The 26,415-nt window shown below is 56.6% G+C and carries 21 protein-coding genes; 8 read left to right on the top strand and 13 right to left on the bottom strand.

Annotation, left to right across the window (positions count from 1 at the left end; genetic code table 11):
* Window positions 1–16 precede the first annotated feature (16 nt).
* Window positions 17–1,864, top strand: a complete 1,848-nt coding sequence (locus Q9245_RS10355; protein WP_305897060.1) for a sodium:proton antiporter — start codon at window positions 17–19, stop codon at window positions 1,862–1,864.
* Between the two features lie 18 nt (window positions 1,865–1,882).
* On the opposite strand, the gene Q9245_RS10350 is transcribed toward Q9245_RS10355, so the two are convergent.
* From Q9245_RS10350 to Q9245_RS10340, 3 genes are all read right to left on the bottom strand, one after another.
* Window positions 1,883–2,863, bottom strand: a complete 981-nt coding sequence (locus Q9245_RS10350; protein WP_305897059.1) for an NADP-dependent oxidoreductase — start codon at window positions 2,861–2,863, stop codon at window positions 1,883–1,885.
* Between the two features lie 92 nt (window positions 2,864–2,955).
* A complete protein-coding gene (locus Q9245_RS10345; RefSeq protein WP_305897058.1) occupies window positions 2,956–4,044 on the bottom strand; it encodes an SMP-30/gluconolactonase/LRE family protein in 1,089 nt (362 codons plus the stop codon).
* A 107-nt stretch (window positions 4,045–4,151) separates the two neighbouring features.
* Entirely contained in the window at window positions 4,152–4,943 is a 792-nt protein-coding gene (locus Q9245_RS10340; RefSeq protein ID WP_305897057.1) for an alpha/beta fold hydrolase, read from the bottom strand.
* A gap of 388 nt (window positions 4,944–5,331) precedes the next feature.
* Between Q9245_RS10340 and Q9245_RS10335 the strand changes: the two genes are divergently transcribed.
* The 3 genes from Q9245_RS10335 (at window position 5,332) to Q9245_RS10325 (ending at window position 8,535) form a co-directional block, all read left to right on the top strand.
* A complete protein-coding gene (locus Q9245_RS10335; RefSeq protein ID WP_305897056.1) occupies window positions 5,332–6,372 on the top strand; it encodes an AraC family transcriptional regulator in 1,041 nt (346 codons plus the stop codon).
* Entirely contained in the window at window positions 6,369–7,805 is a 1,437-nt protein-coding gene (gene cls / locus Q9245_RS10330; protein ID WP_305897055.1) for a cardiolipin synthase, read from the top strand. The genes Q9245_RS10335 and cls overlap by 4 nt, the downstream gene beginning before the upstream one ends.
* 70 nt (window positions 7,806–7,875) lie before the next feature.
* Entirely contained in the window at window positions 7,876–8,535 is a 660-nt protein-coding gene (locus Q9245_RS10325; protein WP_305897054.1) for a GntR family transcriptional regulator, read from the top strand.
* Here Q9245_RS10325 and Q9245_RS10320 read toward each other — a convergent pair.
* Both Q9245_RS10320 and Q9245_RS10315 read right to left on the bottom strand, forming a co-directional pair.
* A complete protein-coding gene (locus Q9245_RS10320; protein WP_305897202.1) occupies window positions 8,529–10,697 on the bottom strand; it encodes a patatin-like phospholipase family protein in 2,169 nt (722 codons plus the stop codon). The genes Q9245_RS10325 and Q9245_RS10320 overlap by 7 nt on opposite strands.
* Before the next feature lie 58 nt (window positions 10,698–10,755).
* On the bottom strand, window positions 10,756–11,343 hold the full coding sequence (locus Q9245_RS10315) for a hypothetical protein (RefSeq protein ID WP_305897053.1): 588 nt from the start codon (window positions 11,341–11,343) through the stop codon (window positions 10,756–10,758).
* Window positions 11,344–11,585: 242 nt separating this feature from the next.
* Between Q9245_RS10315 and Q9245_RS10310 the strand changes: the two genes are divergently transcribed.
* Window positions 11,586–11,951 carry a hypothetical protein gene (locus tag Q9245_RS10310; protein WP_305897052.1) on the top strand — a complete coding sequence of 122 codons (366 nt, stop codon included), beginning with the start codon at window positions 11,586–11,588 and terminating at the stop codon, window positions 11,949–11,951.
* Between the two features lie 5 nt (window positions 11,952–11,956).
* Here the strand turns inward: Q9245_RS10310 and Q9245_RS10305 are convergent, their stop codons facing one another.
* The 7 genes from Q9245_RS10305 to Q9245_RS10275 all read right to left on the bottom strand — a co-directional run bounded on the left by Q9245_RS10305 (window position 11,957) and on the right by Q9245_RS10275 (window position 20,300).
* The gene (locus Q9245_RS10305) at window positions 11,957–14,599 is read right to left on the bottom strand and encodes an ATP-binding protein (protein ID WP_305897051.1); all 2,643 of its coding nucleotides are present in this window, start codon (window positions 14,597–14,599) and stop codon (window positions 11,957–11,959) included.
* Window positions 14,600–14,746: 147 nt separating this feature from the next.
* A complete protein-coding gene (locus tag Q9245_RS10300) occupies window positions 14,747–16,144 on the bottom strand; it encodes a GGDEF domain-containing protein (protein ID WP_305897050.1) in 1,398 nt (465 codons plus the stop codon).
* Window positions 16,145–16,158: 14 nt separating this feature from the next.
* Window positions 16,159–17,100, bottom strand: coding sequence for a tyrosine recombinase XerC (gene xerC / locus Q9245_RS10295; RefSeq protein ID WP_305897201.1), 942 nt, complete (start codon window positions 17,098–17,100; stop codon window positions 16,159–16,161).
* Between the two features lie 23 nt (window positions 17,101–17,123).
* Window positions 17,124–17,879 carry a DUF484 family protein gene (locus Q9245_RS10290; protein ID WP_305897049.1) on the bottom strand — a complete coding sequence of 252 codons (756 nt, stop codon included), beginning with the start codon at window positions 17,877–17,879 and terminating at the stop codon, window positions 17,124–17,126.
* Window positions 17,880–17,896: 17 nt separating this feature from the next.
* A complete protein-coding gene (gene dapF, locus Q9245_RS10285) occupies window positions 17,897–18,811 on the bottom strand; it encodes a diaminopimelate epimerase (protein ID WP_305897048.1) in 915 nt (304 codons plus the stop codon).
* 14 nt (window positions 18,812–18,825) lie between these two features.
* Window positions 18,826–20,076, bottom strand: coding sequence for a diaminopimelate decarboxylase (gene lysA / locus Q9245_RS10280; protein WP_305897047.1), 1,251 nt, complete (start codon window positions 20,074–20,076; stop codon window positions 18,826–18,828).
* 32 nt (window positions 20,077–20,108) lie between these two features.
* Window positions 20,109–20,300 carry a lipoprotein gene (locus Q9245_RS10275; protein ID WP_305897046.1) on the bottom strand — a complete coding sequence of 64 codons (192 nt, stop codon included), beginning with the start codon at window positions 20,298–20,300 and terminating at the stop codon, window positions 20,109–20,111.
* 218 nt (window positions 20,301–20,518) lie between these two features.
* On the opposite strand from Q9245_RS10275, the gene Q9245_RS10270 reads away from it, so the two are divergent.
* Window positions 20,519–22,963 (top strand): EAL domain-containing protein, encoded by a 2,445-nt coding sequence (locus Q9245_RS10270; protein ID WP_305897045.1) that lies wholly within the window; start codon window positions 20,519–20,521, stop codon window positions 22,961–22,963.
* A 50-nt stretch (window positions 22,964–23,013) separates the two neighbouring features.
* Here Q9245_RS10270 and argH read toward each other — a convergent pair whose 3' ends face one another.
* Window positions 23,014–24,420 carry an argininosuccinate lyase gene (gene argH, locus Q9245_RS10265; RefSeq protein ID WP_305897044.1) on the bottom strand — a complete coding sequence of 469 codons (1,407 nt, stop codon included), beginning with the start codon at window positions 24,418–24,420 and terminating at the stop codon, window positions 23,014–23,016.
* A 181-nt stretch (window positions 24,421–24,601) separates the two neighbouring features.
* Here argH and Q9245_RS10260 point away from each other — a divergent pair, with 181 nt between their 5' ends.
* Together Q9245_RS10260 and Q9245_RS10255 are read left to right on the top strand one after the other, a co-directional pair.
* A complete protein-coding gene (locus tag Q9245_RS10260) occupies window positions 24,602–25,600 on the top strand; it encodes a sensor histidine kinase (RefSeq protein WP_305897200.1) in 999 nt (332 codons plus the stop codon).
* Window positions 25,597–26,352 carry a LytTR family DNA-binding domain-containing protein gene (locus Q9245_RS10255; protein WP_305897043.1) on the top strand — a complete coding sequence of 252 codons (756 nt, stop codon included), beginning with the start codon at window positions 25,597–25,599 and terminating at the stop codon, window positions 26,350–26,352. Before Q9245_RS10260 ends, Q9245_RS10255 begins: the two co-directional genes overlap by 4 nt.
* The last annotated feature ends 63 nt before the right edge of the window (window positions 26,353–26,415 follow it).

Below are 26,415 nucleotides of genomic sequence, written 5' to 3'. Positions count from 1 at the left end.
TTAACCGGACGCCCTTATGGCCGCTAGTACTGCTCTGATTCTTGCCGGTATCGGTATCAGCTCTCTGCTTTGCCAATGGTTTGCGTGGCGCGTGCGCATGCCTGCCATTCTCTTTCTGCTGGCGGGAGGCATTATTGCCGGGCCGGTATTGGGGTTCCTCCAGCCCGCAGAAGTCTTTGGTGATCTGCTGTTCCCTGTGATTTCCCTGGCGGTCGCCATCATTCTGTTTGAAGGCAGCTTGACGCTTCGCTACGACGAGATCAAAGGCCACGGCAAGATGGTACGAAACCTCGTGCCTGTGGGCTCCATCGTTACCTGCGCCATCGGAACTCTGGCAGCAAGGTGGATTCTGGAGGTGTCGTGGGAAGTTGCACTCCTGTTCGGTGCCATTTCGGTAGTCACCGGCCCGACGGTCATAGCGCCACTGTTGCGGGCCGTCCGGCCCACCGCAAAACTGTCTAATATTCTGCGCTGGGAAGGCATCATCATTGACCCCGTGGGCGCACTGCTAGCGGTTCTGGTGTTCGAGGGCATTCTGTCCTGGGGTCAGGGCAATGTGTTTGGCCACTCACTCTATATCTTCGGCAAAACGCTGGTGGTCGGCTTTATCATCGGTGCCATCGCGGGCTATTTAAACGGTCAGGCCTTGAGAAAGCACTGGCTGCCGCAGTACCTGCACAATGCCGGCACACTCACCTTCATGCTGGGTGTTTACGCCATTTCCAATGAAATGGCTCACGAATCCGGCCTGCTGACGGTGACCGTGATGGGTATCTGGATGGCGAACATGAAGCGGGTGCCGATCGACAGTATTCTGGAATTCAAAGAGTCGTTGAGCGTGCTGCTGATCTCCGCGCTGTTTATCATTCTGGCGGCCCGTGTCGAGTTTTCCGCCATTCTGGATCTGGGTTGGGGACTGGTCGCCGTTCTGGCCTGCCTGATGTTTATTGCCCGCCCGATCAGCATTTTCCTTTCCTCCATCGGCACCTCCCTGAATCTTCGCGAAAAGCTCTATCTGAGCTGGATTGCGCCCCGGGGCATTGTTGCGGCCGCCGTGTCTGCCCTGTTCGCCTTCCAGCTTGAACGGCTCGGGTATGACGGCGCGGAAACTCTGGTGCCGCTGGTGTTCATGCTGATCATCACCACCGTCACCCTGCAAAGCCTGACCGCCCGTCCGATTGCCAAGCTGCTTGGCGTGAAAGAGCCACCCGCCCACGGCTTCCTGATTCTGGGTGCGAACCCCATTGCCCGGCTGATTGGACAGGCCCTGAAAAAACACGAAGTGCCCATCATGCTCTCAGACACCAACTGGGAGAACGTTCGGCAATCGAGAATGGAAAATCTGCCGGTCTACTTCGGCAACCCGGCGTCGGAACACGCGGCCACTCACATGGATCTGACGGGCATCGGTAATTTACTGATTCTGTCGCCCTACAAACAGATGAACAGTCTAGCCACCTACCATTTCATGGACTGGTTCGGCGACACCTCCGTGTTTGGCTTGACCGAGGGTGACCAGGATCAGAAAGCTCGCCTGCAGACAGCGGGCAAAGTGCAACGAACCCGAGGGATTTTTGACGGGGTAAGCTATGCGAAGCTGGCCAGCCTGGTCAGTCAGGGGTATAACGTCAAAACCACCCAGCTGAGCGAAGAATTCAGCTACCAGCAGTTCCTGGAGCAATACCAGCAACAAGCCCTGGTGCTGTTCACCATTGACAGTAAAGAACACATTTATCCGGTGAAAGACATGGAGTCACTGGAACCCGAAGACGATTGGGTTCTGATCAGCCTTGTGCCGCCGCAGCCTCAAAAAGACCGGGACGCCAACGGCAACCAGGGCTCAGAGGACAAGGCTGAGGATTGATCCCCAGCCTGTAACAGATTAGCGACAATCCAATACCAGCTTGCCACGAACATGACCTTCCGCCAGAAGGTCATGGGCTTCACGCACTTGTTCCATGGCGAACACTTTGTCGATGTGCACACGCACGTCTCCGTCTTCAATCAGCTCGGCAATTTCTTCCAGATGAAACACATCAGGGCGCACACGCATTCCGTGGGCCCGAACCCCCATCTCTTCAGCCGCACTGACAACCTCATCCGCGGTCACGGTCGGTATGGTGACCAAAACACCGGCTGACCCCAGCGTATGCAGGGAGCGCTTGCCCGCTTCGCCCCCGACCAGATCCAGTACCACGTCCAGCCCAAAGCATTCGTCGGCAACGTCCATCGTTCTGTAATCAATGACCTCGTGAACACCAAATTCCGCCAGGAAGTCGCGATTACCGGCCGATGCCGTGGCAATAACGTGGGCATCCCGCGCTAACGCGAACTGCACTGCAAAGTGGCCAACCCCGCCGGCACCCGCATGAATGAGCACCTTTTGATTGGGTTCTAACCGGGCAATTTCAAACAACCCCTGCCAAGCCGTAAGCGCTGCCAAAGGCACGCCTGCGGCGGTGACCAGATCCAGTTCTTCCGGAACGATCGCCAACTCATCGGCGCGAGCAACGGCAAACTGAGCACAGGCCCCGCCCGCCACCGGGAAACCAATCATGCCCATCACCCGGTCGCCCTTAGCCAGGGTGGTGACATCGTCGGCGACGGCCACGACTTCTCCGGCGGCATCGTAGCCCGGCCCCCACGGCAGATCATTTTCGATCTGGGTGGCGACAAAGCCCATGCCCAGACGGGTTTTCCAATCGATTGGATTGAGCCCGGCACCGTGAACGCGAATCAGCACCTCGCCCTCGCCGGGCTCCGGAATCGGCGCATCAACCACCTGCAACACATCGCTGTCGCCAAATCGGTCGTAGACCACTTGGCGCATCGTCTCGACTTCCGGAAATTCAGTGGGGGCCATGGGTCTCTCCAGACAGGTTTGTATCAGGTGCCAATAATGGCGATCGTGCTCACGTTCAGCCTAGCAGAATTTCGATTCGGCGCGTTTTCAAATCATTCAGTGCGCTTCCCAATCTCCGGGATCGCCTGCAACGACAGCTTTCCGATGCGATCGTTGTGCAGTGAGCCAAAATACAAATTCCCTTGGTGAGGGTTGACCGACGTAATTTCCTGCAAATGCTTGCCCGTGGTGTCGTGCAGACTCACAAGTGCCTCACCCGTAGCATCGAACGCTACCACCAAGCCATACTCTTCAGGTTTCGGTTTGACGCTGTCCGGCAGTTTCGCCACCAGATTCTTGAGCCAGGGTCTGGTGTGCATCGCGTCGATCTGAGGGTTTCTGAGTGATGGGAAGGCCACCCAGTAACGCCCTGCAGAATCGACCGCGAGGTTGTCCGGAAACCCTGGCAGATTGTCCGCGAACACCTCCGTCCGGCCCACCTTGGGGCCCGCTATCCAGTGCTTCAGAATGCGGTACTTCCAGGTTTCGTTGACCAGCACATAATCACCCTCAGGCGAAACCGCAACACCATTGGGGAAATGCAAATTCGCCACCAGCACTTCGGTTCTGCGAGTTTTCGGGTTGTACCGTAGCAGACGGCCATGAGGGCGCATTTCCAGCAAATCCAAGAGATAGTCCGGCTGGCCGAAACGAGAGCTGGCGTCGGTAAAATAAATGCGACCATCCGGGGCAATGATCACATCGTCCGTAAAACGGAACGGCGTGCCAGCGGCTTCCCGGCTGAGGACCGTAATATCACCCTCCGGTGAGATCGACAGCAATCCCTTTCCAGAATCCGCCACCAGCAGGTTTCCCTGCTCATCCATCACCATACCTAATGGCCGGCCACCGGTTTCCAGCCAGGTATCCACCGTGCCGTCCGGGTAAACCCGAATGATTTTGCCATCCTGGGTACCCGCATAGAGCACCCCATCGACACCCACCGTCGTATCTTCCGGACCATACACCTGCCCCAGCGCCAGCAATTCGGCCTGGCGCAAAATCTCATTCGGGGCATAGGCACCGGTCATCGCTGGTGGTTTGGGCGCCACCCAGGCTTTGCTATCCACAGGGGACGGCGTCAACAAAAAGCCACCACACAACAGAAACAACACCAACGAGCCAATCAACAACCATCTCATGACAGAGAACCACACGCTTTTATCATTGTTTTTCCTCTAACGTCTCGGAGAGCAGATAGATTACACAACCTGAGCAATCATCGCAGGCCAATCAGGACGACCAGCGGTCACTGAGCCAGAAACTCCCGACACAAGTTGGCGAAGGTATCCGCTTTCTCTGCATGCAACCAATGCCCGGTTCCCTCGATAATCTTGAGCTCGGCATTAGGGAACAGACGCTGGATGGTGTCTTGATGTTTGGTCTGAATGTAGGCGGAATCCGCCCCTTTGATAAACAGAACCTTGCCATCATGCGGACCATTGCCTTCCGGGGCGGCAGCAAGGTTGCTGTAACTGGCGTCAATGACCGGGAGATTCAAACGCCAGCGGAACAGGCGTTCGTCGTCGGTGTTTTCTTCTTTGGGAATGCGCTCCAGATTTTTCAGCAGAAACTGGCGCACGCCCGGTATCTCAACATACTCGGCCAAGCGGCTGTCTGCCTCACTCCGGGATTTCACGCCCCGCAAATCGAGGTTTTTCAGGCCTTCCAGAATGGCATCGTGCCGGGGCGGATAGGTGACCGGAGCAATGTCCGCAACGATGGTTGTCTGCACCCGCTCGGGGTACTGCAATGCCACTTGCATGGCGACCTTCCCCCCCATGGAGTGGCCCAACAGGTGGGCCTTTTCGATGCCGGTGGCATCCATATAGGCCACCACATCCGAAGCCATCAACGGATAATTCATCTCATCCGTGTGGGGAGAGCTGCCATGGTTGCGCTGATCCAGGCTATGGATTTGCCAGTCGTCTTGCAGGCGGCGGGCCACGCCACCCAGATTTTCCAGCGAACCAAACAGTCCGTGCAGCAGGATCAAGGGTTCACCTTGCCCGGATATCCGGTGATTCAGTTCAACACTCATTGTGGGGCAGTCTCCGGCTCATAGAATGTAGCCAACTACACTACCATCGCCAGATATCGGGGCAAGAACAAATTGTTTCAGGTGGTCAGCCACAAAAAAGCCGGGCATGTAGCCCGGCTATAACCATGTCGTCCGTACGCCTGAATGCTTAGCAGTAGTAAATACCGCCAAGATACTCTGCCAGAGCCATAACGTTTTCACGTTCACTTTGGCTATGGGGTACAAAAATTTCCTGTTGCATACAATCCCTCCACTATGACCTTTCGGTTACTTCAACCTGATGTCACACATGCTATCGTCATAACAGTGTTCGGCCGTTGACGCGCCGTGCCATTCACTTGACATTTCGTAACACTTTTCACAAACACGACTGAATTCAGGCCCTGGTATGACCAACCATCCAGACAACGACGATATCCCGCAGGTTGCGGCTTCCAGCACACTCGCGCTGGTGCATTATCTGGAAACCAGAGGACTTCTGAATCCAGCAGAGATAGCGCGTGAAACCGGCCTTCAACTCAACACACTAAAAGATCCCGATCTGCGCATTCCCGCCACCACTCATTACCGCCTTTGGGAGCTCGCGGAACGGCTGACCGGTGATCCCGGCGTGGGCCTGCATGCGGGTCAGGTTATCGACCCCGAACGCATGGGGTTGGTGGGGCACGTATTTTTTAACTGTGACACCCTGGGCGAAGCCGTGATCCAGTATGTTCGCCTGTACCGGCTGATTAACGAATCGGTCACGCTGAGTTTCGAGCAAACACCGAATCAGGCGATTCTGACCTGGCAGCCCGACAATCCGGCTTATTATTCTCGCCTCGACATGGATCGCACACTGGCCGCTGCTATTTGTCGAACCCGCCACTTTATCCACAAGGGCCTCAGGGCCGATTGGACTGAAATCGCTCATCCAGAGCCCTCTTATGCCAAGGAATATCAAAAATTGTTCGGCGGCCCGGTTGTCTTCGGCTGCGGCGTCACCCGGCTCGCCTTCTCGTGCGAGCATCTGGACCACCCCATCCCTCACCGCAACCCCTATGTGTATTCCGCGGTGTTGAAACAGGTCAATGCGGTCTTGGCCAGACTGCAGACCCGCCGTTCCTTCAGCCGCAAAGTGCGAAGATTGATCTCCCGACAGATGGCAACCGACAAGATTGATGCCGACACCTTGGCCCGCCAATGCCACATGAGCCGACAAACCCTCTATCGCCGATTAAAGAAAGAGGGATTAAGCTTTCAGGATCTGGTGGAGCAAGTCCGCCGGGATAAAGCGCTCCGATACGTAGCCAACGATCAATACGCTTTGGGAGAGATTGCTTTTCTGCTTGGTTTTTCGGAACTTAGTGCCTTTAGTCGTGCATTTAAACGCTGGACCGGCGTTGCACCCGCCCAATTTCGATCCGAACACAAGGACAGCCCCCCATGACCGAGGACTCCTTCACCTTACTGGCGATCCCGCTCGGGCTGCTTTATCTGGCTGCCCTGGCCTGTATCTACCGCATTCTGCTGACGTACCGCACAACTCAAGGCGCCATCGCCTGGATCACCACGCTGATTGCCTTGCCCTACGTAACCGTGCCACTGTTCGTGCTGTTCGGCCGTTATCGGTTTGGCGGTTATATGAAAGCGCGGCGCTCGGGCAACAAAGCGCTGAGCGGCCTGCTCGAAGAGTTCGAACGCCAGACCACCTCGATACCAGACCCGAATCAACAGCACTTCGCCGACGAGCTGCAAGTGCTGAGCAAGCTAAGCCGTCAGCCGTTTACCAGCGACAACAAGGTCACGTTGCTGAAGGATGGCGAAGCCACTTTCGACGCCCTCTTCCAGGCCATGGAAGACGCCGAACACTATATTTTGCTGGAGTTTTACATCGTTCGCTCCGACCGTGTTGGCCAGCGCATTAAAACGATTCTGGAACGCAAGCTGGCCGAAGGCGTGGAAGTGTGGCTGCTGTACGACGATATCGGCAGCCTTTCGCTGTCGCGCCGGTGGCTCAAAGAGTTGGCGGATGCCGGCGCCAGAGTGGCGTCCTTTGGCAAAGGCAACATTCGCCGCCGCCGTTTCCAGATCAACTTCCGAAATCACCGGAAGTTGTTGGTGTGTGACGGCGTCACGGGTTTCGTGGGTGGCATCAATCTCGGTGACGAGTACCTCGGAACCGCCATGGATCAGGAACCGTGGCGCGACACCCATTGCCGAATCGAAGGCCCGGCCGTGACCGGCTTGCAACTGGCATGGCTGGAAGACTGGAACTGGGCTAGCGACACCAAACCCGAGCTCGATTGGTGCCCGAGTTTTAACGCCCCGGGCGACGACAAAGTGCTGGTACTGCCGACCGGGCCGGCAGATACCTGGGAGACCTGTGCGTTATTTTTCCTGAACAGCATCAACAATGCCCGAACCCGCATCTGGATTGCCTCGCCTTATTTCGTGCCCGACGTTCAAATCATCAATGCGCTTCAATTGGCGGCGTTACGCGGGGTGGATGTTCGGATTCTGATCCCCGAAAAGTCTGACAGTCTTCTCATCCGAGTGGCCGCGTACTCTTACCTGATTCAGGCCCGCCAGGCCGGCATCGGAATCTATCGCTACCAACCCGGCTTCATGCATCAAAAAGTGGTGTTGGTGGACGAACGCTATGCGTCTATTGGTACCGCCAATCTCGATAACCGCTCGATGCGCCTGAACTTTGAAATCATGGCGATCAATACCAGCCCCGCGTTTATTCAAGAAGTGGAAGCCATGCTGGAAGACGACCTGAAGCACTGCCGACTCATGACCGAAAGTGATTATGAAGACCGATCCCTGCTGTTCCGCTTATGGTGCCGAACCGTTCGCCTGCTGGCGCCGTTGCTTTGAACTGGTTCTCAGTTAGGGCTTATGCGAATATGACTCCCCTGACCACATTTGAAGTAACCACAGCACGTACATGAACGCATTCAAGCCGAAACAAACCCTGACCGAACAAGTCGCCCGCCACGTCGAGAACCTGATTGCTTTCGGGCAACTGCGCTCGGGCGAACGGATTTACGAAAGCGCCATGGCCAAAGAGCTGAATGTCAGCCTAGGCTCTGTGCGCGAAGGCCTGCTCTTGCTTGAAAAACGGCATCTGGTGAAAAACGTACCGCGCAAAGGCGCGTTCGTGACCACACTGGATGACCATTTCGTGCACAGCTTGTATGAAACGCTGGAGCTGTACCTGACCCACACGGGCCGGAAACTGGTCAGGCAGTGGCAACCAGAGGATATGGAGCGGCTGGAGTCGCTGCGCGACAAGATGCAGCGGTGTTACGAAGAAAACGACTTGTTAGCGTTTCTGGAGCTGGGCATCGAGTACACCCAGGCATCGCTGGCTTACGCTGACAACTACTTCATTGTGTCTGCAATCGACGATTTGTGGCCGTCGGCAAAACGGTGTGCCTTTGTGGCCTTTCGCCACGGTGGGAAACAGGTGATTGAAGACAATCTTGCCCATATGGAGCAGTCCATCCAAGCCATCAAAGCCCGAGATGAGCAAGCTCTGACGAATATTCTGCATCGCTATGCCCTGCAACAATGCCAGCAAGTATTGACTGCTTTAGCTCAGTAGAACAGCTGGGTAAACGAAAAGCCGATGTTCATGTAAGCCGTCCAGTCGTCTTCGTTGTTGTATGCAACAGAAAACTGAACCGGGCCGACGAACGTATCCACACCGGCAAACACACTCCACGAACGAACCAGATTATTCCAACGCGCATCATCGATCTGGTCCCAGGTGTTACCTGTTTCAAAGCCGACACCTGCAAACCAAGGCATGAACGGGCCACCGAACTCCCTTCGGGCATAGGCTGCAGCCAGGGCGGCGTCGTTGCCACTTAGCTCTCCGGCCGCATAGGCCGACAGCCGTCTGAATCCACCGAGACGCGCGGCGTTCTCGATCCCTGACTCGCCGCTGATCACCTGTTCCGTGAACAACAGGCCGGTGACGTTGAACCGTTGCCAACTGGTGGTTCCCAGCAACATGCCCGTGATGGAATCGAAGTTTCGGTCGGACCCGAAGTCATTACGCTCAAAACGCGCCCGTATGCCCGCAAAGCCCCCCGATTTGGGGTAAAAGGCATCGCTGAGCGAATCGTGCACCAGCTGCACGTTCACATAGCCCTGATTAATACGGCCCGACGGCGCAACCTGCGCGCCAACCTGGTCGTCCACCTTTGCAGAACCCCGAACATAACCAATTCGAATTTCGCCATCGCCACCCAATTCCATACCAATGGCGATATCCGCTTTGCTCAGGGTGACATCGATCTGGGAAACTCGGGTGCCGTCCTCGTATACACTGTATTCATCCCGCTGGTGTTCCAGGCCGATCACCGCGAATCGCTCGTAACCAAAATCCAGCGGCTGATACCACTGGGTGCGCACCCACGGCTCTGTGCCTAACTGCACACCCGTATGCCACTCTGCCCCCAGACTGTTGAGTTCCGTCATCCGGAGCCCGGACGCCAGATTAAAGCGGGTGGCCCCATCAAAGTTATCTTCGTAGTTCAGACCAAAAGACAAGTAGTTAGGACCCCAGCGTTTCTCTCGCGCTTGAATATCCAGAATTGGCCCCTGCCTCGAGGGCCTCAACGACCAGGACACGGTTTCGTAATACCCCAACCCGTAGATTCGTTTCAGGTCAGACTCAAGTTGTTCAATATCCAGAGGCTCGCCTGCTTTCTGGCGTATCCGCTCTTTCAAAAAGTCTGTGGATAATCGGCGCCCGGCCTTGAACTCAATTCGCGCGACTTTGCCGGCAGTCTCTGCGCGCTGTTCCAAACCCGCTCGGAAAGCCTGCCACTCTTCCGCCGGCACTGCCAGACGATTAAGTTCTACCGCGTGCTCACGAGTGGCGGTAGCCCCCAATTCAAACAGCACCGGACCGTCATAGAAATCTGCTGAGCCATAACCTTCCAATTTGGGCCGAATAAGTACGTCGTTATCAGTGATCAAGGCGAGCTGGTCTTCCGTATTTCGCCGGGTCAGGAGGGTGGTTAGCTGACCCACTACCGAAAACGCTTCCTTGATCTCATCGGTCTTCAGCAATGGGTCTGTGATGTCTACCGCTATGATGATGTCGGCCCCCATATCCCGGGCCACACTGACGGGCAAGTTGTTCGCCACCCCGCCATCGACCAGTAAACGGCCTCCACGTTCAACCGGCGCGTAGACACCGGGAATGCTCATACTGGCGCGAATGGCCTCCGCCAGATTGCCGCTATCAATGACCACCTCGACGCCGGTTTCCAGATCCGTCGCGACCGCGCGAAACGGGATGGGGAGTTGGTCAAAGTCGTCTACCAGTGCAGCATTGCGGGTGAGCTCGTTCAGAATCAGGCCCAGGTTCTGGCCCGTGACCAAGCCCCCACCAACCCGGACACCCTCGACATCAACACCGATTCCCGGCGTGATAGGCAATCGCCAATCGGACTGTTTACGTCGCACTGGCTTGTAGGCACGGCCCGGGTCATCTCTGAAACTGGACAGCCAGTCCAGATCAATAAAACGCTGTTCAATTTCATCAACCGACATGCCGGAAGCGTATAACGCAGCCACCGCGGAGCCTGCGCTGGTACCGACCACCATGTCCACCGGCACCTTCATTTCTTCCAGAACCCTTAGCACCCCCACATGTGCCATGCCTTTGGCTCCGCCACCGCTCAGCACCAAACCCACTTTCGGGCGAGGTTCCGAGGCAGCCCCCAAAGCTGGCAACGCAGAAAACGCCATCACGACGGCAAGCAGGACGAGAAGTCTGTATGAATGGTTCAAAATAGCTCAGTGCGCATTAGCTGGATTTGTCATCGTCAACCAACGATATATGAGAGGTATCCGGCACGATGGAAGGTGGTATTTCCCGCTCCACTCCCAGGTCAGACCCCGGGGGTGCGACGCTCCACTCATCCAGATGTTCAAACATCGGGGCTTCGACCTCCTGATGCTCCGCCAGCGTGACCCCGACCGGATCCAGACTCAAATCGGAGCCGGCCAGAATCTCATCCACTTTTTCACCCGCGACGGGCAAACGGTCACCAGGCTCCACTTTCGGCCCGTTGCCGGACGCTGCCCGGGAAACCCTCGCCTCTTCCGGCGATGAAGGCTTCGATTCGGCCACAGCCTTTCTGGGCGATGCTGCAGGTTGTGCACCAGCAACGGCCATCGGCTGCACATACACCACCATGCCATGTTTCTTGAGTACCGCTTGGTATTTCTCGGCTTGTTCCTGGTCCAGCTTGTTACGGATCACCACCGCCTGACCACTGAACATGCGGTCCAGTTGTTCAACACTGGCCTTGAACAACGCCTGGGCGTTAGCGCGGGCGGTATGCAGATCCGTGCCTGACGTACATTCGCCCTTGAATACGAGCTGGAACATGACGTTACCTCATTTGTTCTTTTCAGAATGCTCGGTTTTATCATAGCTGAAAACACTCCAGCTGGAGAGAGGCTCAGTACAACGCGCGCGGCAAGGCACGCCCTGATTGTGTCAGCAATGCAAACAATTGAAAAATTCCAAAGCTTTATACGGCAAAAACCGACACTCTCTGCAATAATCAATTGTAACCAAAACTTACACTTGGTTACGGTATCGCTTTTATTGCCTGACGAGAAAAGCCTATGCGAATTCGAACCTTTGCTCTGAGCTGGGCGCTACTGACTGGCGCGGCAAGTCCCCATGTGCAAGCAGGAAATCTGGACGTTCTCATGCAACAGGTGTTTCCAAACACCGAAGCGGCCTATATAGGCTATGAAAGCGTTGAGCGCGAGGACATCCCCGCAAGTGCCGATGTTGACCGCAAATACCTGGTTGTGGATTTTCGCTTTAAAGGCGCCATGCCATCGGCACAGCAACTGCAAGCGAAGGTGCACAAGGTTTGCATGACCCTGTTTGGTGACCAGCAGCTGATGCAGTCACTTTCAGATTCCGGCTACGATATGGTGTCTGTGGCCTTTGATCGGCAATCCCAGTTCGATTGCCTGTAATCGCCTCAGTTTTGCCCCAGTATGCGGGGGAACGCCTCCAGTGCCGTATTCACCGCATCCAGATTGAACGCCTCCACATCTGCCAACAGCTTTTCACCGTAACGGGTAACCGACAGTGAACGATGGCGCTGCCCCCACTCGATAATTCTCAACGCAAATTCTTTCATTTGCTCCGGGTCGCCGCTCTCCCGAACGTCTTGCCATTCATTACCGAAGTCTCTTGCCAGGCTTTCCCGGAGCCAACCGCGCTCCTGCATGCTCATGGTCTGAGCCAGCAATCGTTCCGACTCCTCCGGTGCGCCCTCGTCATCGGCCTCTTCCCCGGTGGCTTCAACCCGGGGCAACACAATGGTAAATGTCGATCCGACTCCCGCCTCACTTTCGAGTGTCAGTTCGCCTCCCATCATTTCCACCAGCTTGCGACTGATGGCGAGTCCCAGACCCGTACCACCGTAGCGTCTCGAACTCTGCCCTTCGTGCTGCTCGAAAGCATCAAAAATGCGGCTTTGCTGGTCCGGAGCAATACCGATGCCGGTGTCCGTTACGGTCACCACCATTCGGTAGTATCGAGCATCTCCGTCTCGGTCGTCCGGCTCATCCAGGAGTTCGGCGACCACACGAACGGTTACCTCACCTTGGTGAGTAAATTTGATGGCGTTGCCCACCAGATTAAACAATACCTGCCGTAGCCGGGTTTCATCGAGCATCATCGCAGACGGCAACCCCGCACCCACACTGACTTCCAGCGCAATGCCCTGCTCCGTCGCCCGAAGATCAAAGATGTGGCGAACGTCGCTTAACAAGCGACGCACCGAGACTGGAGCAAAATCCAAGCGCATTTTGCCCGCTTCAATTCTGGACAGGTCCAGAATGTCATTGATTAACATCAGAAGGCTGCGGCTGCCGGCACGGATGGCATTCAGATAATTTCGCTGCTGCGGGTCAGTTACCGAGTTATAGAGCAAGTCGCTGTAGCCAATTACCGCATTCATTGGCGTTCGGATTTCATGGGACATATTAGCCAGGAACTCGCTTTTCGCGCGGTTGGCCAGCTCGGCTTCCCGGGCTAATCGCTCAGCTTCCAGCTTGGCGGCTCGCAGCTCATCCTCACTCCGCCGCAGCGCATTTTCAGAGCGGATGCGTTCATCGACTTCCAGCGATAGTTTGCGGTTCCAATACAGGAAGATGAGCACAACGACAATCGCGATCAGAATGATCCGCCGTACCACCGTGTAATCCGTTTCTTGTTCGATGTCCAGGTGAATCCAGCGGTTGTAAACGGCCTCGCCCTCGGATTCAGGCAGACTGCCCAAAGCCTTGTTCAGAATCCGGTGCAGCTCCGGGTTGCTCTTGCGCACCGCTAAACGCAAATCGTATTGATAAGGTGTGATACTGGTGATTCTGAGATTGGACAATCCCAACCGTGCAACCGTGTAACTAACCGCCGGGATATGGGTCACCATCACGTCAAGATCACCGTTCGACAACGCAAGCAAACCATCAGCGACGGTGTCCTGCGGGTAGAGATCAAGATCCGGGTGGTTAATCAGCAAGTAGTCGTGGCTGGCCTGACGGTTAACTACGCCAATTTTCTCGTCACGCAGCTCCCGCAAATCGCCGATAAACCGGCCGCTGTCACGTATCGCCAAAGCGATGGGCACGGTTACGTAGGCCCGGGTAAACAGGTATTCCTGCTCCGTGCGGGGCGTTCGGGACAATCCGGGCAGAATATCGACGGTACCCTCCTTCAACTCATTTTCGGCGGAAGCACGGGTGTCCATCATCTTCTTGCTGAACCGGATCCCCAAATTTTCTTCCAGCCGGCCGACCAAATCGGCAACCAAACCCGCCGGCCGGCCGTCCTGCTGGAATTCAAACGGTGGCCAATCCCTGCGCAAGCCGACTTTGAGACCCTGATTTTTATCAAGCCAGGACTTTTCCGCCGCAGTCAAAGCTACACCGCGACCTTCCAGCATCGGCACATCACCTTGCAACCAGGCCTGCCGGATTTCCCGATGTTCGTTATGGCTAATCGATATGACCGCGCGATCCGCCACTCGGAATAGTTGATGCTCCTTGGTTGGCACTTGCAGCACGACATCCACCGGCCGGTTATCCAACAGCACCGCCAACCCGATTCCGTTAACCAGCGTCGATTCCAGATAGTCGGATACCACCGGTACCGGAGCCAAAAACGCATCGGCGTTACCGGCCAGCACCTGACTGATGGCTTCGCCCAGATTTTCCACCGGCACAGGGGTAAAGTTATTCACCGGGTCGAGCAAAGGAAACTGGTTGGGATCGTCGCCGATAATGGCAACATTGGCCGACTCCAGATCGGTCAATGTGCGGAAACCGGCATCTCCGGCATTCACGAAAACACCGTAGGTGAGACTCATGATCGGCGTGGTATGGCGCAGGCCCGGAATCACCGGCGCGCCCGGTACACGCGTAGTGAGCACCAGATCAGCAGGCTGCTCCTGCTCATCCAGCATGAAGGGTTCAACCGGCAGGTCGAGTTTTTTGGACAGTAAACCCAGATAGTCCGCCAACAGGCCCACCAGTTGGCCATTACCGCTGTCGAAAATCAGGGGCATCTGGGTTTGCCGAACGCCGACTCTGATGGCATCGAGCTCCTCGAGCCACATCAGATCCTCGAGGCCAAGCACGGGGGAGGGGGATTCTTGTGGCGGGTCAGCTTGCGCCGCTGTGGTCGAAAAGCTTACCAACAGAAACAACACGAGCTGAAAAAAAAGCGTCACTACATGCCCTCTCGGTGCGACGAATGTGAAACATCAATGAGCAACAACCCGGTTACGGCCCGTTGCCTTGGCCCGATAAAGAGCCCTGTCTGCTCGCTCAAACGCCTTGTCCTGATTGTCGCCTGCGACAAACTGCGCCAGGCCGGAAGAAAACGTAATGCTGACCGGATTTCCGCCAAAATGAAATGGTAATTTCTCGACATAGCCCCTGAGCTTGTTCATGACCGAAACCGCTTCGTCCATACGGGTCTCCGGCAGCAGCAACCCGAACTCTTCCCCACCAATTCGAGCGATGAAATCGGTTGTACGTAATCGACCCTGCAACTCTCGTGCAACCAACTGCAGCACGCGGTCACCGGCTTTGTGGCCGTAGGTATCGTTAATCCGCTTGAACAAATCAATGTCCAGCACAGCGACCGTGAGCGGATGCTCATAGCGTTGCCAGCGGCTGAACTCGAAATGCAGCCGTTCTTGCCAGGCTTCGCGATTGGGAAGCTGGGTCAGCATATCGGTCATAGCACGGGCGCGCTCTCGACGAATCTGTACCTGCATTTGCTCGGAACTTGCTTCCATCGCGGCCATTTTTTGCTGCATGGATTCGAGCTGCTCCGCCAGCAGGCGTTCGCGTTTATTTTCTTTGTCTTTAAACCGGCTCAAGGCATTCGCAATCTGGTCAAGGCGCTGGCCCACCGATTGTTTCAACGTGTCCAAATCCTGGCTGCCCTGAATATCTTCGCTGACCAATTCGATTTCCTGACGAATTTCCTGATCAAGGGTGGCCCGATCGTCCTTCCGTGACGAATTGGATTCGGATTGCTGGGCAAAATGCTCACGCAAGGTTTCCAAGCGGTTGTTGAGCCGGCTCAAAAAAGCCTCGAGTTCACGCTGATTGCGGGTGATCGCTTTGATTAAAAGCTCAGATACAGACTCCAGACTTGTCCGTAACGTACTCCAATCAATGCTGCTCAGCAGTGTTTGCTGAAGCTCTTTGGCTTTAGCCTCAGCATCGGGTTCGAGTGTCACCTGCTCCAAAACCTGATTGAGCAACTGCCCTACCCGCCGGGCAATGAGCAAACGGTGATCCCGATCAGAGATATCAATACCGTCATCGTCAGCCACCGCCCCATTCGGTTTACGCTCAGAGGCTTCATTCGGCGCTTGCTTTGGCCATCCATCCAGTAACGCGATCTGACGGTCAATTTGTTCCTGCAAGCGACACCAGGCTTCGGCGTCCAGTTTTTTTCGCCGCAGCTCCGCCCGCAACCGACTCAGCAAGTGATCAAGCTCGGGGCGCTGGCCCTCTGAAGCCACAGTGGTTCGTATCAGCATTCGTTCAAGCAGCTCTCGCTGCTCGCGACATTGACGCTCCTGTTGCTCAGCTTCTTTTAATAACTGCTGGTACTTTTTCTTCCAGGATTGCTCCGATGCCATGCAATGCTCCGTTATTAGCCGGCTGATTCCGTGTCAGAGTCGAGTGCTTGAGCAGCCGCTCGCCGACGAGCCCGGGGGTGGCTTTGATCATAAACCCGCGCAAGATGTTGAAAGTCCAAGTGAGTATAGACCTGAGTCGTTGCAATGTCCGCATGCCCCAGCAGTTCTTGCACCGCCCGTAAATCGCCGCTTGATTCCAGCATATGACTGGCAAACGAATGTCGAAGCATATGAGGGTGCAGTCGCTGGTCCGCGCCTTGCACCGTACCCCAGCGCGCCAAACGCGCCTGAATGCTGCGCCGGCTCAAGCGGCCGCCCCGTTGACTAACAAACATAGCGGATTCACTGTCAGCTACAAACTGCGCGCGGCATTTTAGCCACCGACGAATCGCGCTGGCGGCTTTCGCACCCACGGGCAACACCCGCTCTTTACTGCCTTTACCCAAAACCCGAACCTCTCCGCCGGCCAAATCCAGAGCCTCCAGATTGAGTCCGGCCAATTCTGATAGCCGAAGACCGGAAGAGTACATCAACTCAAACATAGCCAAGTCGCGCACGTCCAACGGATCATCCGGGTTAACGTCCAGCAACTGATTCAACTGATCGACATCGGCCACTTTTGGCAGGCGCCGACCACTTTTGGGTGCGCGAATATCCAGAGCTGGATTGTCTTTTGCGAGCCCTTCCCGCAGCAGGAATTGGTAAAACCGACGAATAGACGAAAGGTGTCGGGCAATGCTTCGTCCACCAAGCCCGGCTTTACTCAGATTGGCGACGTACCGGCGCACATCATGACTTGTCACCTGTGCCCACTGCTCGATGCCAACACTGGTAAGCCAGGCAGACAAGCGTTGTAAATCGCGGAGATAATGTTCGCAGGTACGGGGGGAATGGCGTTTTTCAGAGGATAGGTGATTAACAAAACCTGCCAGAGGCACTGAAAGTGCCTCTGGCATCTGGCCGTCGGAGCAGGTGGTGGTCACCCTTGACCACTCTCCACACTTAGTTCGGCGACTTTTGCGGCATCTGTACCATGACGTTTCAATACCGGAGGCAGCAAGCGGCTGAGCGTGTCGCTGATATAGCTTAAAAACAGCGACCCCATGCTCTGGTCGAAATACCCCGGCTCGCAGCTACCCACCGCAAAAACACCCACCAACCCCTCATAACGGAGCGGGACCAGTGCCACCGAGGCGATTGGTTCGTCGCGATCCGGGAACAAAAAGGCGCGTTCGCTTTCCCGGAACTGGCCACACACGGCCCGATCACCGTCCAACAAGGCACCGAGTCGCTGCTCGGCCTGAGACTTGCCCACAATGTGCAAGGCACCGTGGGACTGGCCCAACTTGTTGGCATCACCAAACAGCAGAATGGTGGCGGCGTCCAGACCGAAGTCTCCGCGAATGCTGTCATCGATGGCCGATGCCATGTCCTGCAGATTCTTGGCTTCAATCACCTGCATCAACAGTCGTTTGCTCTTCTCGAACAGCCGGTCGTTATGACGAGCAATCGAAACCAGCTCCATCATCTCGCTGCGCAAGGTGTCCCGTTGCTCACGGAACAAATGGACCTGACGCTCAACCAACGAAATTGCGCGGCCACTGGCGTGCGGCAGGGTTAAACTGCGCAGCAGCTCGTCTTGGTCAAGAAAAAAATCGGGGTTGGCGCGAAGATAATCCGCAACCTGCTCCGGGGTAAGTTCGCCGGCCTTCTGGCGGGCCGTTTGTTCTGTCATCACGTTCTCCTGAACCGTCAGGCCCTGTTTTTATGCGTTCTTGAGCTTTTCCGTCGGCGCGGCGGTGTGTCTCCCGGCAGCCGCAACTGGCCGTCAAAGACCGTTGTGGCGGGCCCTTCCATCATAACAGGGGTCCCTTCACCCTGCCATTCGATCACCAGAGGGCCGCCTCTCAGGTCTACTTTTACCCGCTCATCCAGCAAACCGCGCAAACGTCCCGCCACCACAGCGGCACAGGCGCCGCTGCCACAGGCCAGGGTTTCACCCGAGCCTCGTTCAAACACCCTCAAACGGGCATGGCTTCGGTCAACGATCTGCAAAAAGCCAATATTGGCCCGGGCCGGGAAACGCGGATGTTTTTCCAGCAACGGCCCTAAGATAGGCACCGGTGCGGAATCGACATCCTCGACGACGAGAACACCGTGGGGATTGCCCATCGACACGGCTGAAAGCTCCACCGTCTGGTCCTCAACATCCACGGTATACACGGTTTTCTGGCAATTGGCGGCAAACGGAATCGCCGGTGGATTCAACTCCGGCACGCCCATATTCACCATCACCTGTCCGTCTTTACTGACTCTCAACTCGATGATGCCTTTCGCGGTCTGCACCCGAATCACGCGCTTGTTGGTCAAGCGCTGGTCCCGGACAAACCGGGCGAAGCAACGCGCTCCATTGCCACACTGCTCCACTTCCGAGCCGTCCGCGTTGAAAATCCGGTACCGAAAATCAACGTCCGGCAAACCCGGCGGCTCAACCACCAACAACTGGTCGAAGCCAATGCCGAAATTCCGGTCAGCCAGATCGCGAATCATTTCCGGGCGCAGACGAAACTGCTGGCTGATGGCGTCCACCACCATGAAATCGTTGCCTAACCCGTGCATTTTGGTGAACCGAAGCAACGGGCCTTGTCCCCGCCTTTGCTGCGTCATGTCTGGCTCCCCGCTCATTCCGGCAAGCAACTTTCCGGGGCCAGCTGTTCATCCAGCGTCTCCCGGCGGCGAACGACATGCACCTGATCGCCATCAACCATCAGCTCCGGCGGCCGGTTGCGCGTGTTGTAGTTGGATGCCATAACAAAACCGTAGGCGCCTGCGGAACGAACCGCCAGCAAGTCGTTCGCTTTGAGAGTCAGCGCCCGATCTTTACCGAGAAAATCACCGGTTTCGCAAACCGGCCCCACCAGATCCCAGATCTTCTCTTCACCGTCGTTATGCGGCTTGACCGGCACGATTGCCTGCCAGGCGCTGTACAGTGCCGGGCGAATCAGATCGTTCATGGCGGCATCGATAATGGCGAAATTGCGGTGCTCGGTGCACTTCAGAAATTCGACCTTGGTCAGCAAAATGCCGGCGTTGGCGGCAATCGAGCGGCCGGGTTCCAGAATGAGCTCCAGTTCGCGGTCACCCATGCGCTCGGACAAGGCTTTCACGTATTCGGAAGGCTCCGGAGGGGTTTCCTGATCGTAAGTCACACCCAGCCCGCCACCCATGTCGAGGTGACGAATGTTAATGCCCTGCTCGGCCAGAGCGTCAACCAGCGCCAACACCCGATCCAGCGCGTCCAGAAAGGGGGAAACAGTGGTCAACTGGGAACCAATGTGGCAATCCACACCTTTGATATCCAGGTTCGGCAGGGTGGCCGCACGAGCGTAGACCTGAGGCGCTTCAGCGATATCTATACCAAACTTGTTTTCTTTCAGCCCGGTGGAAATGTAAGGATGCGTACCGGCATCCACATCCGGGTTTACCCGCAAGGAAACCGGCGCTTTCACACCCAGTTCACCGGCCACCGCGTTCAAGCGATCAAGCTCGGTATCGGACTCCACATTGAAGCACCGCACACCGGCTTCCAGCGCGCGCTTCATTTCCCACTCCTGTTTACCGACCCCGGAGAACACAACTTTGCGGGCATCGCCTCCAGCCCGAAGCACCCGCTCCAGCTCGCCGGCCGAAACGATATCAAAACCGGCGCCGAGCCGGGCCAACACATTCAGTACGGCCAGGTTGCTGTTGGCTTTTACGGCATAACACACGAGGTGCGGGCGATTGCTCAGCGCATCGTCATATGCCCGGTAGTGTCGCTCCAGCGTCGCTCGTGAATACACATAAGCCGGGGTACCGAACTGTTCGGCAATCTGGGCAACCGGAAGATTTTCGGCGTAAAGCTCGCCATCGCGGTAATTGAAATGATCCATTCTTTTCCTGAACTCGTTAGGTAAGGTAAACGTCAGCGCGCCGCGTGATCGCTATCGCGCCCGTCAGAGCCTGCTTCAGCCCGGCCCGACGCGGCCTCGGAAACGCCCACTGCCACCGGCGCTTCCCGGTACAGCGGCCCTTTCTGCCCGCAGCCACTCACAACCAACATGGCCAGCAGGCACAAAGTCACAGAGCCTGACCGGAGCGCTTTCTTCGTCTGCATACGTTTACCCTTGCGTGAATAATAGACGAAGTATACCCGAGTCCCCTCCCGTACCGCGAGGTCAGCGCCTTATCCGGGCAACACCTTGAGCAAGAGGTTTTTTTCATCCGGATAGCCAGTATGATGAGCAGTTCGTAGTCACTCAGCCAAACAACCACAAGAACACCCGGTCCCGGTCGGATTCCGGTATCGGCAGATCATCATGAGGCATCTGCGTTTTGAAAGAGTTCCTGATCCAACGCTATCGCCCGGACCCTTCCGGACCTGCCATCCACCCAACGCTGCTGCGGGTGGACGTTGACGGCCGCATTACACTCGCGGACAGGTATGCGGAAGCCATGTTCGGGTACCATGCCAGCGAACTCACGCACCTGACCGTACAACACATTCTGGCCTCTCGTCAGGATGATCCGTTCGCGCCCGCCCACCGGCACCGATTAGCCAACGGGCAGACCGTGCTGGTGACGTTCAAACACAAAGAAGGCTTCTTCTTCACCGCTTCACTTGGCTTGAGACTCGAAACGCTCAAAAGCCCCTCTGAAACCCTCGCGTCCATCACCCTCAAAGACAGTCAGCAAATGGACGGGCGTCTCTTCGGGTTGGCAGAGCGCAGCGCAAGCTTCGGCTATTGGGAACTCGACGTAGCCTCCAACGACGTGTTCTGGTCTGACGCCATGTTCCGGCTGCTGGAGCTACGGGTGGGCACCGATCTCTCCCCCGAGCAAGCGCTGTTCTACTGCCAGTCACATCAGAACCGGGTCCGCGCATTGATTCGCCGGTGTATGCGCTCGGGCCAACCCTTCAGCATTGAGCTGCCGATCATCACCAGCAGCCAACGCCTGATGCGGGCCACACTTACCGGCCAAGCTCTTAAAAGTGGCGGGCAGATTCACAGGCTCGGCGGCGTACTCGTCAATCACAGTTCCGCCATGCGCCACGATGAGCAAAAACAACAAGCTCAGCGCCTGCTCGAAGCCACAGCAAGCGCTACCCCCGACCTGGTACTGGCGATCGACACGAGCTTTAACCTGCTCTACTTCAATGAGGTTTGGGAACAACACTTCAGGACCGCCTTCAACCTGGAACCTCAGCCGGGGGATAACCTGAAATCGCTGCTTAACGACTTCCCCAATGAGCGTCGATTGATGGAAAGCTTGTGGCAGAAAGCGTTTGAACGAGACCGTTTCGTGGCCGAGATGCCGCTGTTCGGTGACGGCGCGTCGTCCTCATTGTTCGAGCTTCACTTTCAGCGCATTCACAACGACAACGGCGAAGTGGCCGGTGCCGTTCGCATTGGCAAAGACATAAGCGATCGGGTTATGCATAACAGCGGCGGCGATCATCGCATGCGTCATGACCCGATCACCGGCCTGATGAACCGCCGTGCTTTCAGCGTCCACCTTGAGCGGGCCATCAGTCATCGGCACAAACGTCAGTTAGTCGACAGCCTGTTGTTTCTCGACATTGACGACTTTGACGGTTTCAACAAGATCGCGGACACAGGCACCTGTGACCGCTACCTGCGAGAGCTTGCCAGCACACTGAACCTGCGTGTGCGAAAGCGTGACGCACTCGCCCGTCTGGGCGGTGATACCTTTGCCCTGTTTATCGAAAATTGTCCGGAATCCCGAGCCCGAACGATCGCCGATGAAGTGCGCGAGCAAATTGCCCGGTTTCAATTTGAGTGGCAGGGAACCCTGCTCCAGACCACGGTCAGCGGCGGCCTGCTGATCATCGACAAAGACGCCCCTGAGCAGCCTGATATCCTGCTAAGCCAGGCCGCTGATTTGTGCCACACCGCAAAAACCTCTGGCCGGGACCGAATTCACACCGCGCACGCTTTACCGACGGAAAAGGAGAGCGACACCGGAAGCGAGCGGCGCTTGCAACAGCTGCGTCAGGCGCTGGAGGATGAAACTTTGGTGCTGGAATTTCAGGCACTGAAACCGGTTGCCAGTGTAACTTGGGGCGATCACGTTGAAATATTGTGCCGCATTCCGGCCGGCCCGGATAACGACTTGCTCAAACCCGAGCATTTTCTGCCGGTGGCCGAACGCTACGATCTGGCTAAAATGCTGGATCGGCAGGTTATCCGGCAAACTCTGGCCTGGCTCAGCCAGCATCGCTTGCTGGTGCCACGCCTGAAATATTGCGGGTTCAACCTGTCTCTGGCTTCGGTTTTGGATGACACCTTTACCGACTTTCTGGAACAGGCAGTGGCCCTGACGCCCTTTGCTGCCAGCTGCTTCTGCCTGGAAATTCGCGAGTCCCACGCAACACGGTACCCCGACGAAGTGGCGGTGCTCTGTGATTCACTGCACCAGATTGGTTGCCGGGTGGCGTTGGAAGGTGCGGGCGCCTCAGTGGAAAGCTACAGTCTGGCGGCTAATCTGCCGGTCGATATCATCAAACTCGACAAACGGGTGATGCACCAGCTGGAAAACGATCCGGTGCAACAAATCATGGTGGATGCCCTGCATCGAATTGCCGAAACAACCGGTAAAGAAACCGTTGCCACCTTTATCGAGAACGACGCAACGCTTCGCAAAGTGCGTTCGCTCGGCATTCATTTCGGACAGGGTTACCGGCTGGCACGGCCTCAGCCGCTGGAGGATCTCACGCCGGCGGTGGTGGATTTAAGCACCGGGCGAATTGGCGGGTAACGGAATACCGGCCCTCCTATGGCACCGGTATTCCTGCACGCACTTACGGCTTAAAGTGCGGCCCTTGCACGGGCAACGGCGGCCAGCACCTGATTGGGCGCGGTACCACCCAAGTGGTCACGGGCCTGAACCGAGCCGTCCAGCGTCAGCACCTCGAATACGTCTTCGCCGATTACGTCAGAGAACTGCTGCAGTTCTTCCAGAGTCATATCCGACAGATCCCGGTTTTCTGCAACACCAAACGCCACCGACTTGCCGACAATTTCGTGGGCATCGCGGAACGGCACCCCTTTCTTGACCAGATAATCCGCCAAATCCGTCGCGGTCGAGAAACCGCGCTTGGCGGCCACCCGCATGTTATCCGCTTTCGCCTTGATCGCCGGGATCATATCGGCGTAGGCCTTCAGGCAGCCTTTGACCGTGTCCACGGTATCAAACAACGGCTCTTTGTCTTCCTGGTTATCCTTGTTGTAAGCCAGCGGCTGGCTTTTCATCAAGGTCAGCAAACTGATCAGATGGCCGTTCACCCGGCCGGTCTTACCACGTACCAGTTCCGGCACGTCGGGGTTCTTCTTCTGCGGCATGATCGAAGAACCGGTGCAGAAACGATCCGGAAGATCGATGAAATCAAACTGGGCCGATGTCCACAGCACCAATTCTTCGCTGAAGCGGGACAGGTGGGTCATCAGCAAGGACGCAAAGCTGCAGAATTCGATGGCGAAATCCCGGTCGCTGACGGAATCCAGCGAGTTTTCCGAGGCGCGATCAAAGCCCAGCAGTTCTGCCGTCATATTGCGGTCGATCGGGTAAGTGGTGCCCGCCAGAGCCGCCGCGCCCAGCGGCATGACGTTCACACGTTTGCGGCAGTCTTGCAGACGCTCGGCATCCCTCACCAGCATTTCGTACCACGCCAGCAGGTGGTGGCCGAAAGTCACCGGCTGGGCGGTTTGCAGGTGAGTAAAGCCCGGCATGATGGTGGCCGCTTCACGCTCGGCCAGATCCAGCAGGCCGGATCTGAGACGCGTCAGTTCTTCGGCAATCACGTCGATTTCATCGCGCAGGTACAGGCGGATATCCGTGGCCACCTGGTCGTTCCGGCTGCGGCCTGTGTGCAATTTTTTACCGGTAATACCGATGCGCTCGGTCAGCTTGGCTTCGATGTTCATGTGCACATCTTCCAAGCTTACCGACCATTCAAACCGGCCTGCCTCAATGTCTTCTTTGACGCCCTTCAAGCCTTCGATGATCTGGTCACGCTCGGCGTCAGTCAGCACACCCACTTTGGCCAACATGGTGGCGTGGGCAATGGAGCCGGTAATATCATGGTGATAAAGGCGCTGATCAAAACCCACCGACGCGGTGAAGCGCTCGACGAAGGCATCGGTCGGCTCACTGAAGCGGCCGCCCCAAGGTTTTTCGGAGGATGTGGTCTGGTCAGGTTTTTTCTGATCCGTCATGGTCTATCTTTCCTGCTGATAGCCCGGCATCATCAGGCCGGCCGTGGGTAAATGAAATTTTGGGCAGTATAACATTCCGACCCGGGTTAAGGAGACTTCCCTGAAACCGAGCAACTCCTTACGAGCATCCAGCACCGCAAACTTTTTCGTGCCCGATTTATGCCGGGTCCGCGCGGTGTTCATGCTGCTGGTAACCAGCGAGCTTCTGGTGCTGGTGCTGGCGATTGTGCAAGCCGAGCGCAGCTGGATCGACTGGAACTATTTCGGCTTGCTGTCGCTGTTCGTGCAATGGACCACGCTCACCAGTGCGGCACTCATCTGCATGCTCAGGCCCTGGCTGTCCGGTCGGAGCGTTGCCCACGCTACGTTTATCATCGTCATCATCGTGTTGCTCGACGTGCTGTTATTCAGCCTGTTTGCTGACCGTGTGCTGCACCCGGAGCAATCGCTCGCGCCCTGGCAAGGCATTGCCAAGAAACTGCTGCTGGCGCTGCTGATCTCGCTTGTGGTGCTTCGGTATTTTTATCTGCAATACCAATGGCAGCAGCAAACCGAGGCAGAGATGCAGGCGCGTCTCACTTCGCTACAGGCCAGAATTCAACCCCACTTCCTGTTCAACAGCATGAACACCATCGCCAGCCTGATCGCCAGCAACCCGGACCGGGCCGAAGAGGCGGTACTGGATTTATCCGAGCTATTTCGCGCCAGCCTTCGCACCGACGATCAATTGGTGCCCTTGCAACGTGAACTGGAGCTGTGCAAACGTTATCTGGCCATTGAAGCATTGCGACTGGGGGAGCGCCTCAATCTCGAGTGGCAAATACAGCCCGGCCTCGACCAACAGGCCATCCCCCCACTTACCCTGCAGCCCTTGGTAGAAAACGCCATTTACCACGGCGTTCAACCGCGGGCGACAGGCGGCACGGTTCGCATTGAAGCCTATGCAAAGCGGAATTTTGTTTACCTGATGGTGCAAAACCCCAAGCCCGAGTCCGAACAACGACAGCACCAGGGCAATCGGGTCGCGCTTGCTAATACCCGAGCACGCCTGCAAGCGCTGTTTGGGGAACCTGCCATACTCAAGCAGAGCCAGCAGAACGATACGTACACCGTCACCCTGCGTTTGCCGCGCCGGACCGCCAATCAACAAAGCCAAAGAGAAAAAACAAAGTCATCATGAGTACAGCACCACAGCGCATCCTCATCGCTGACGACGAACCGCTTGCCCGCCAACGCTTGCAGCGTTTGCTGGAGCACCACGATGGCTATCAGGTGTGCGGTGAAGCCGCCGATGGCAACGACACTCTGCACAAAGTGGCCGAACTTGAGCCCGACATCGTGTTGCTAGACATTCGCATGCCGGGACTGGATGGCATGCAGGCGGCCGAAAAACTGAGCCAGATAAACAACCCGCCAGCCGTCATTTTCTGCACCGCCTACGATCACTACGCCATTCAGGCCTTTGAGGTGCAGGCCGTAGCCTACCTACTGAAACCGGTGCGCCGAGAAGCCTTGGCCGACGCCCTGGCCCGGGCCGGGAAGATCAACCGCGTGCAGCTTCAGGCTCTAAATCGCGAGCCGGAGACATCCAACGAGCAGATTGCTGTTCGCACTCATCGTGGCACTGAATTGATTGATCTGGCCGACATTCACTACTGCGAGGCCGACCAGAAATACGTCACGCTTCATCACAGTCGCGGCGAAACGGTGTGTGACTACACGCTGAAAGAACTGGAACAAGCCTACCCTGAGCAATTGCTGCGGATCCACCGACACACGCTGGTGGGTGCCCGATTCATTCAGGCGCTTCGACGTAACCAAGAAGGCTACAACGAACTGGAACTCAGGGGTGTCACCCATCGCCTGACCGTCAGCCGCCGACACGCCAGCTCGGTCCGCCAATGGCTTCAGGAGCATCAGCCCTCTCCGTGACCCGAGGTTAAACGCCCCCCAATGGGGTACATCGGGGTACCTTGCGGGACTTTTCTTATCTCT

Source organism: Marinobacter sp. MDS2 (assembly GCF_030718085.1).
Taxonomy (GTDB): Bacteria; Pseudomonadota; Gammaproteobacteria; order Pseudomonadales; family Oleiphilaceae; genus Marinobacter.
The sequence above is the reverse complement of the archived record's forward strand: the minus strand, read 5'-3'. Positions and strand labels throughout refer to the sequence as shown.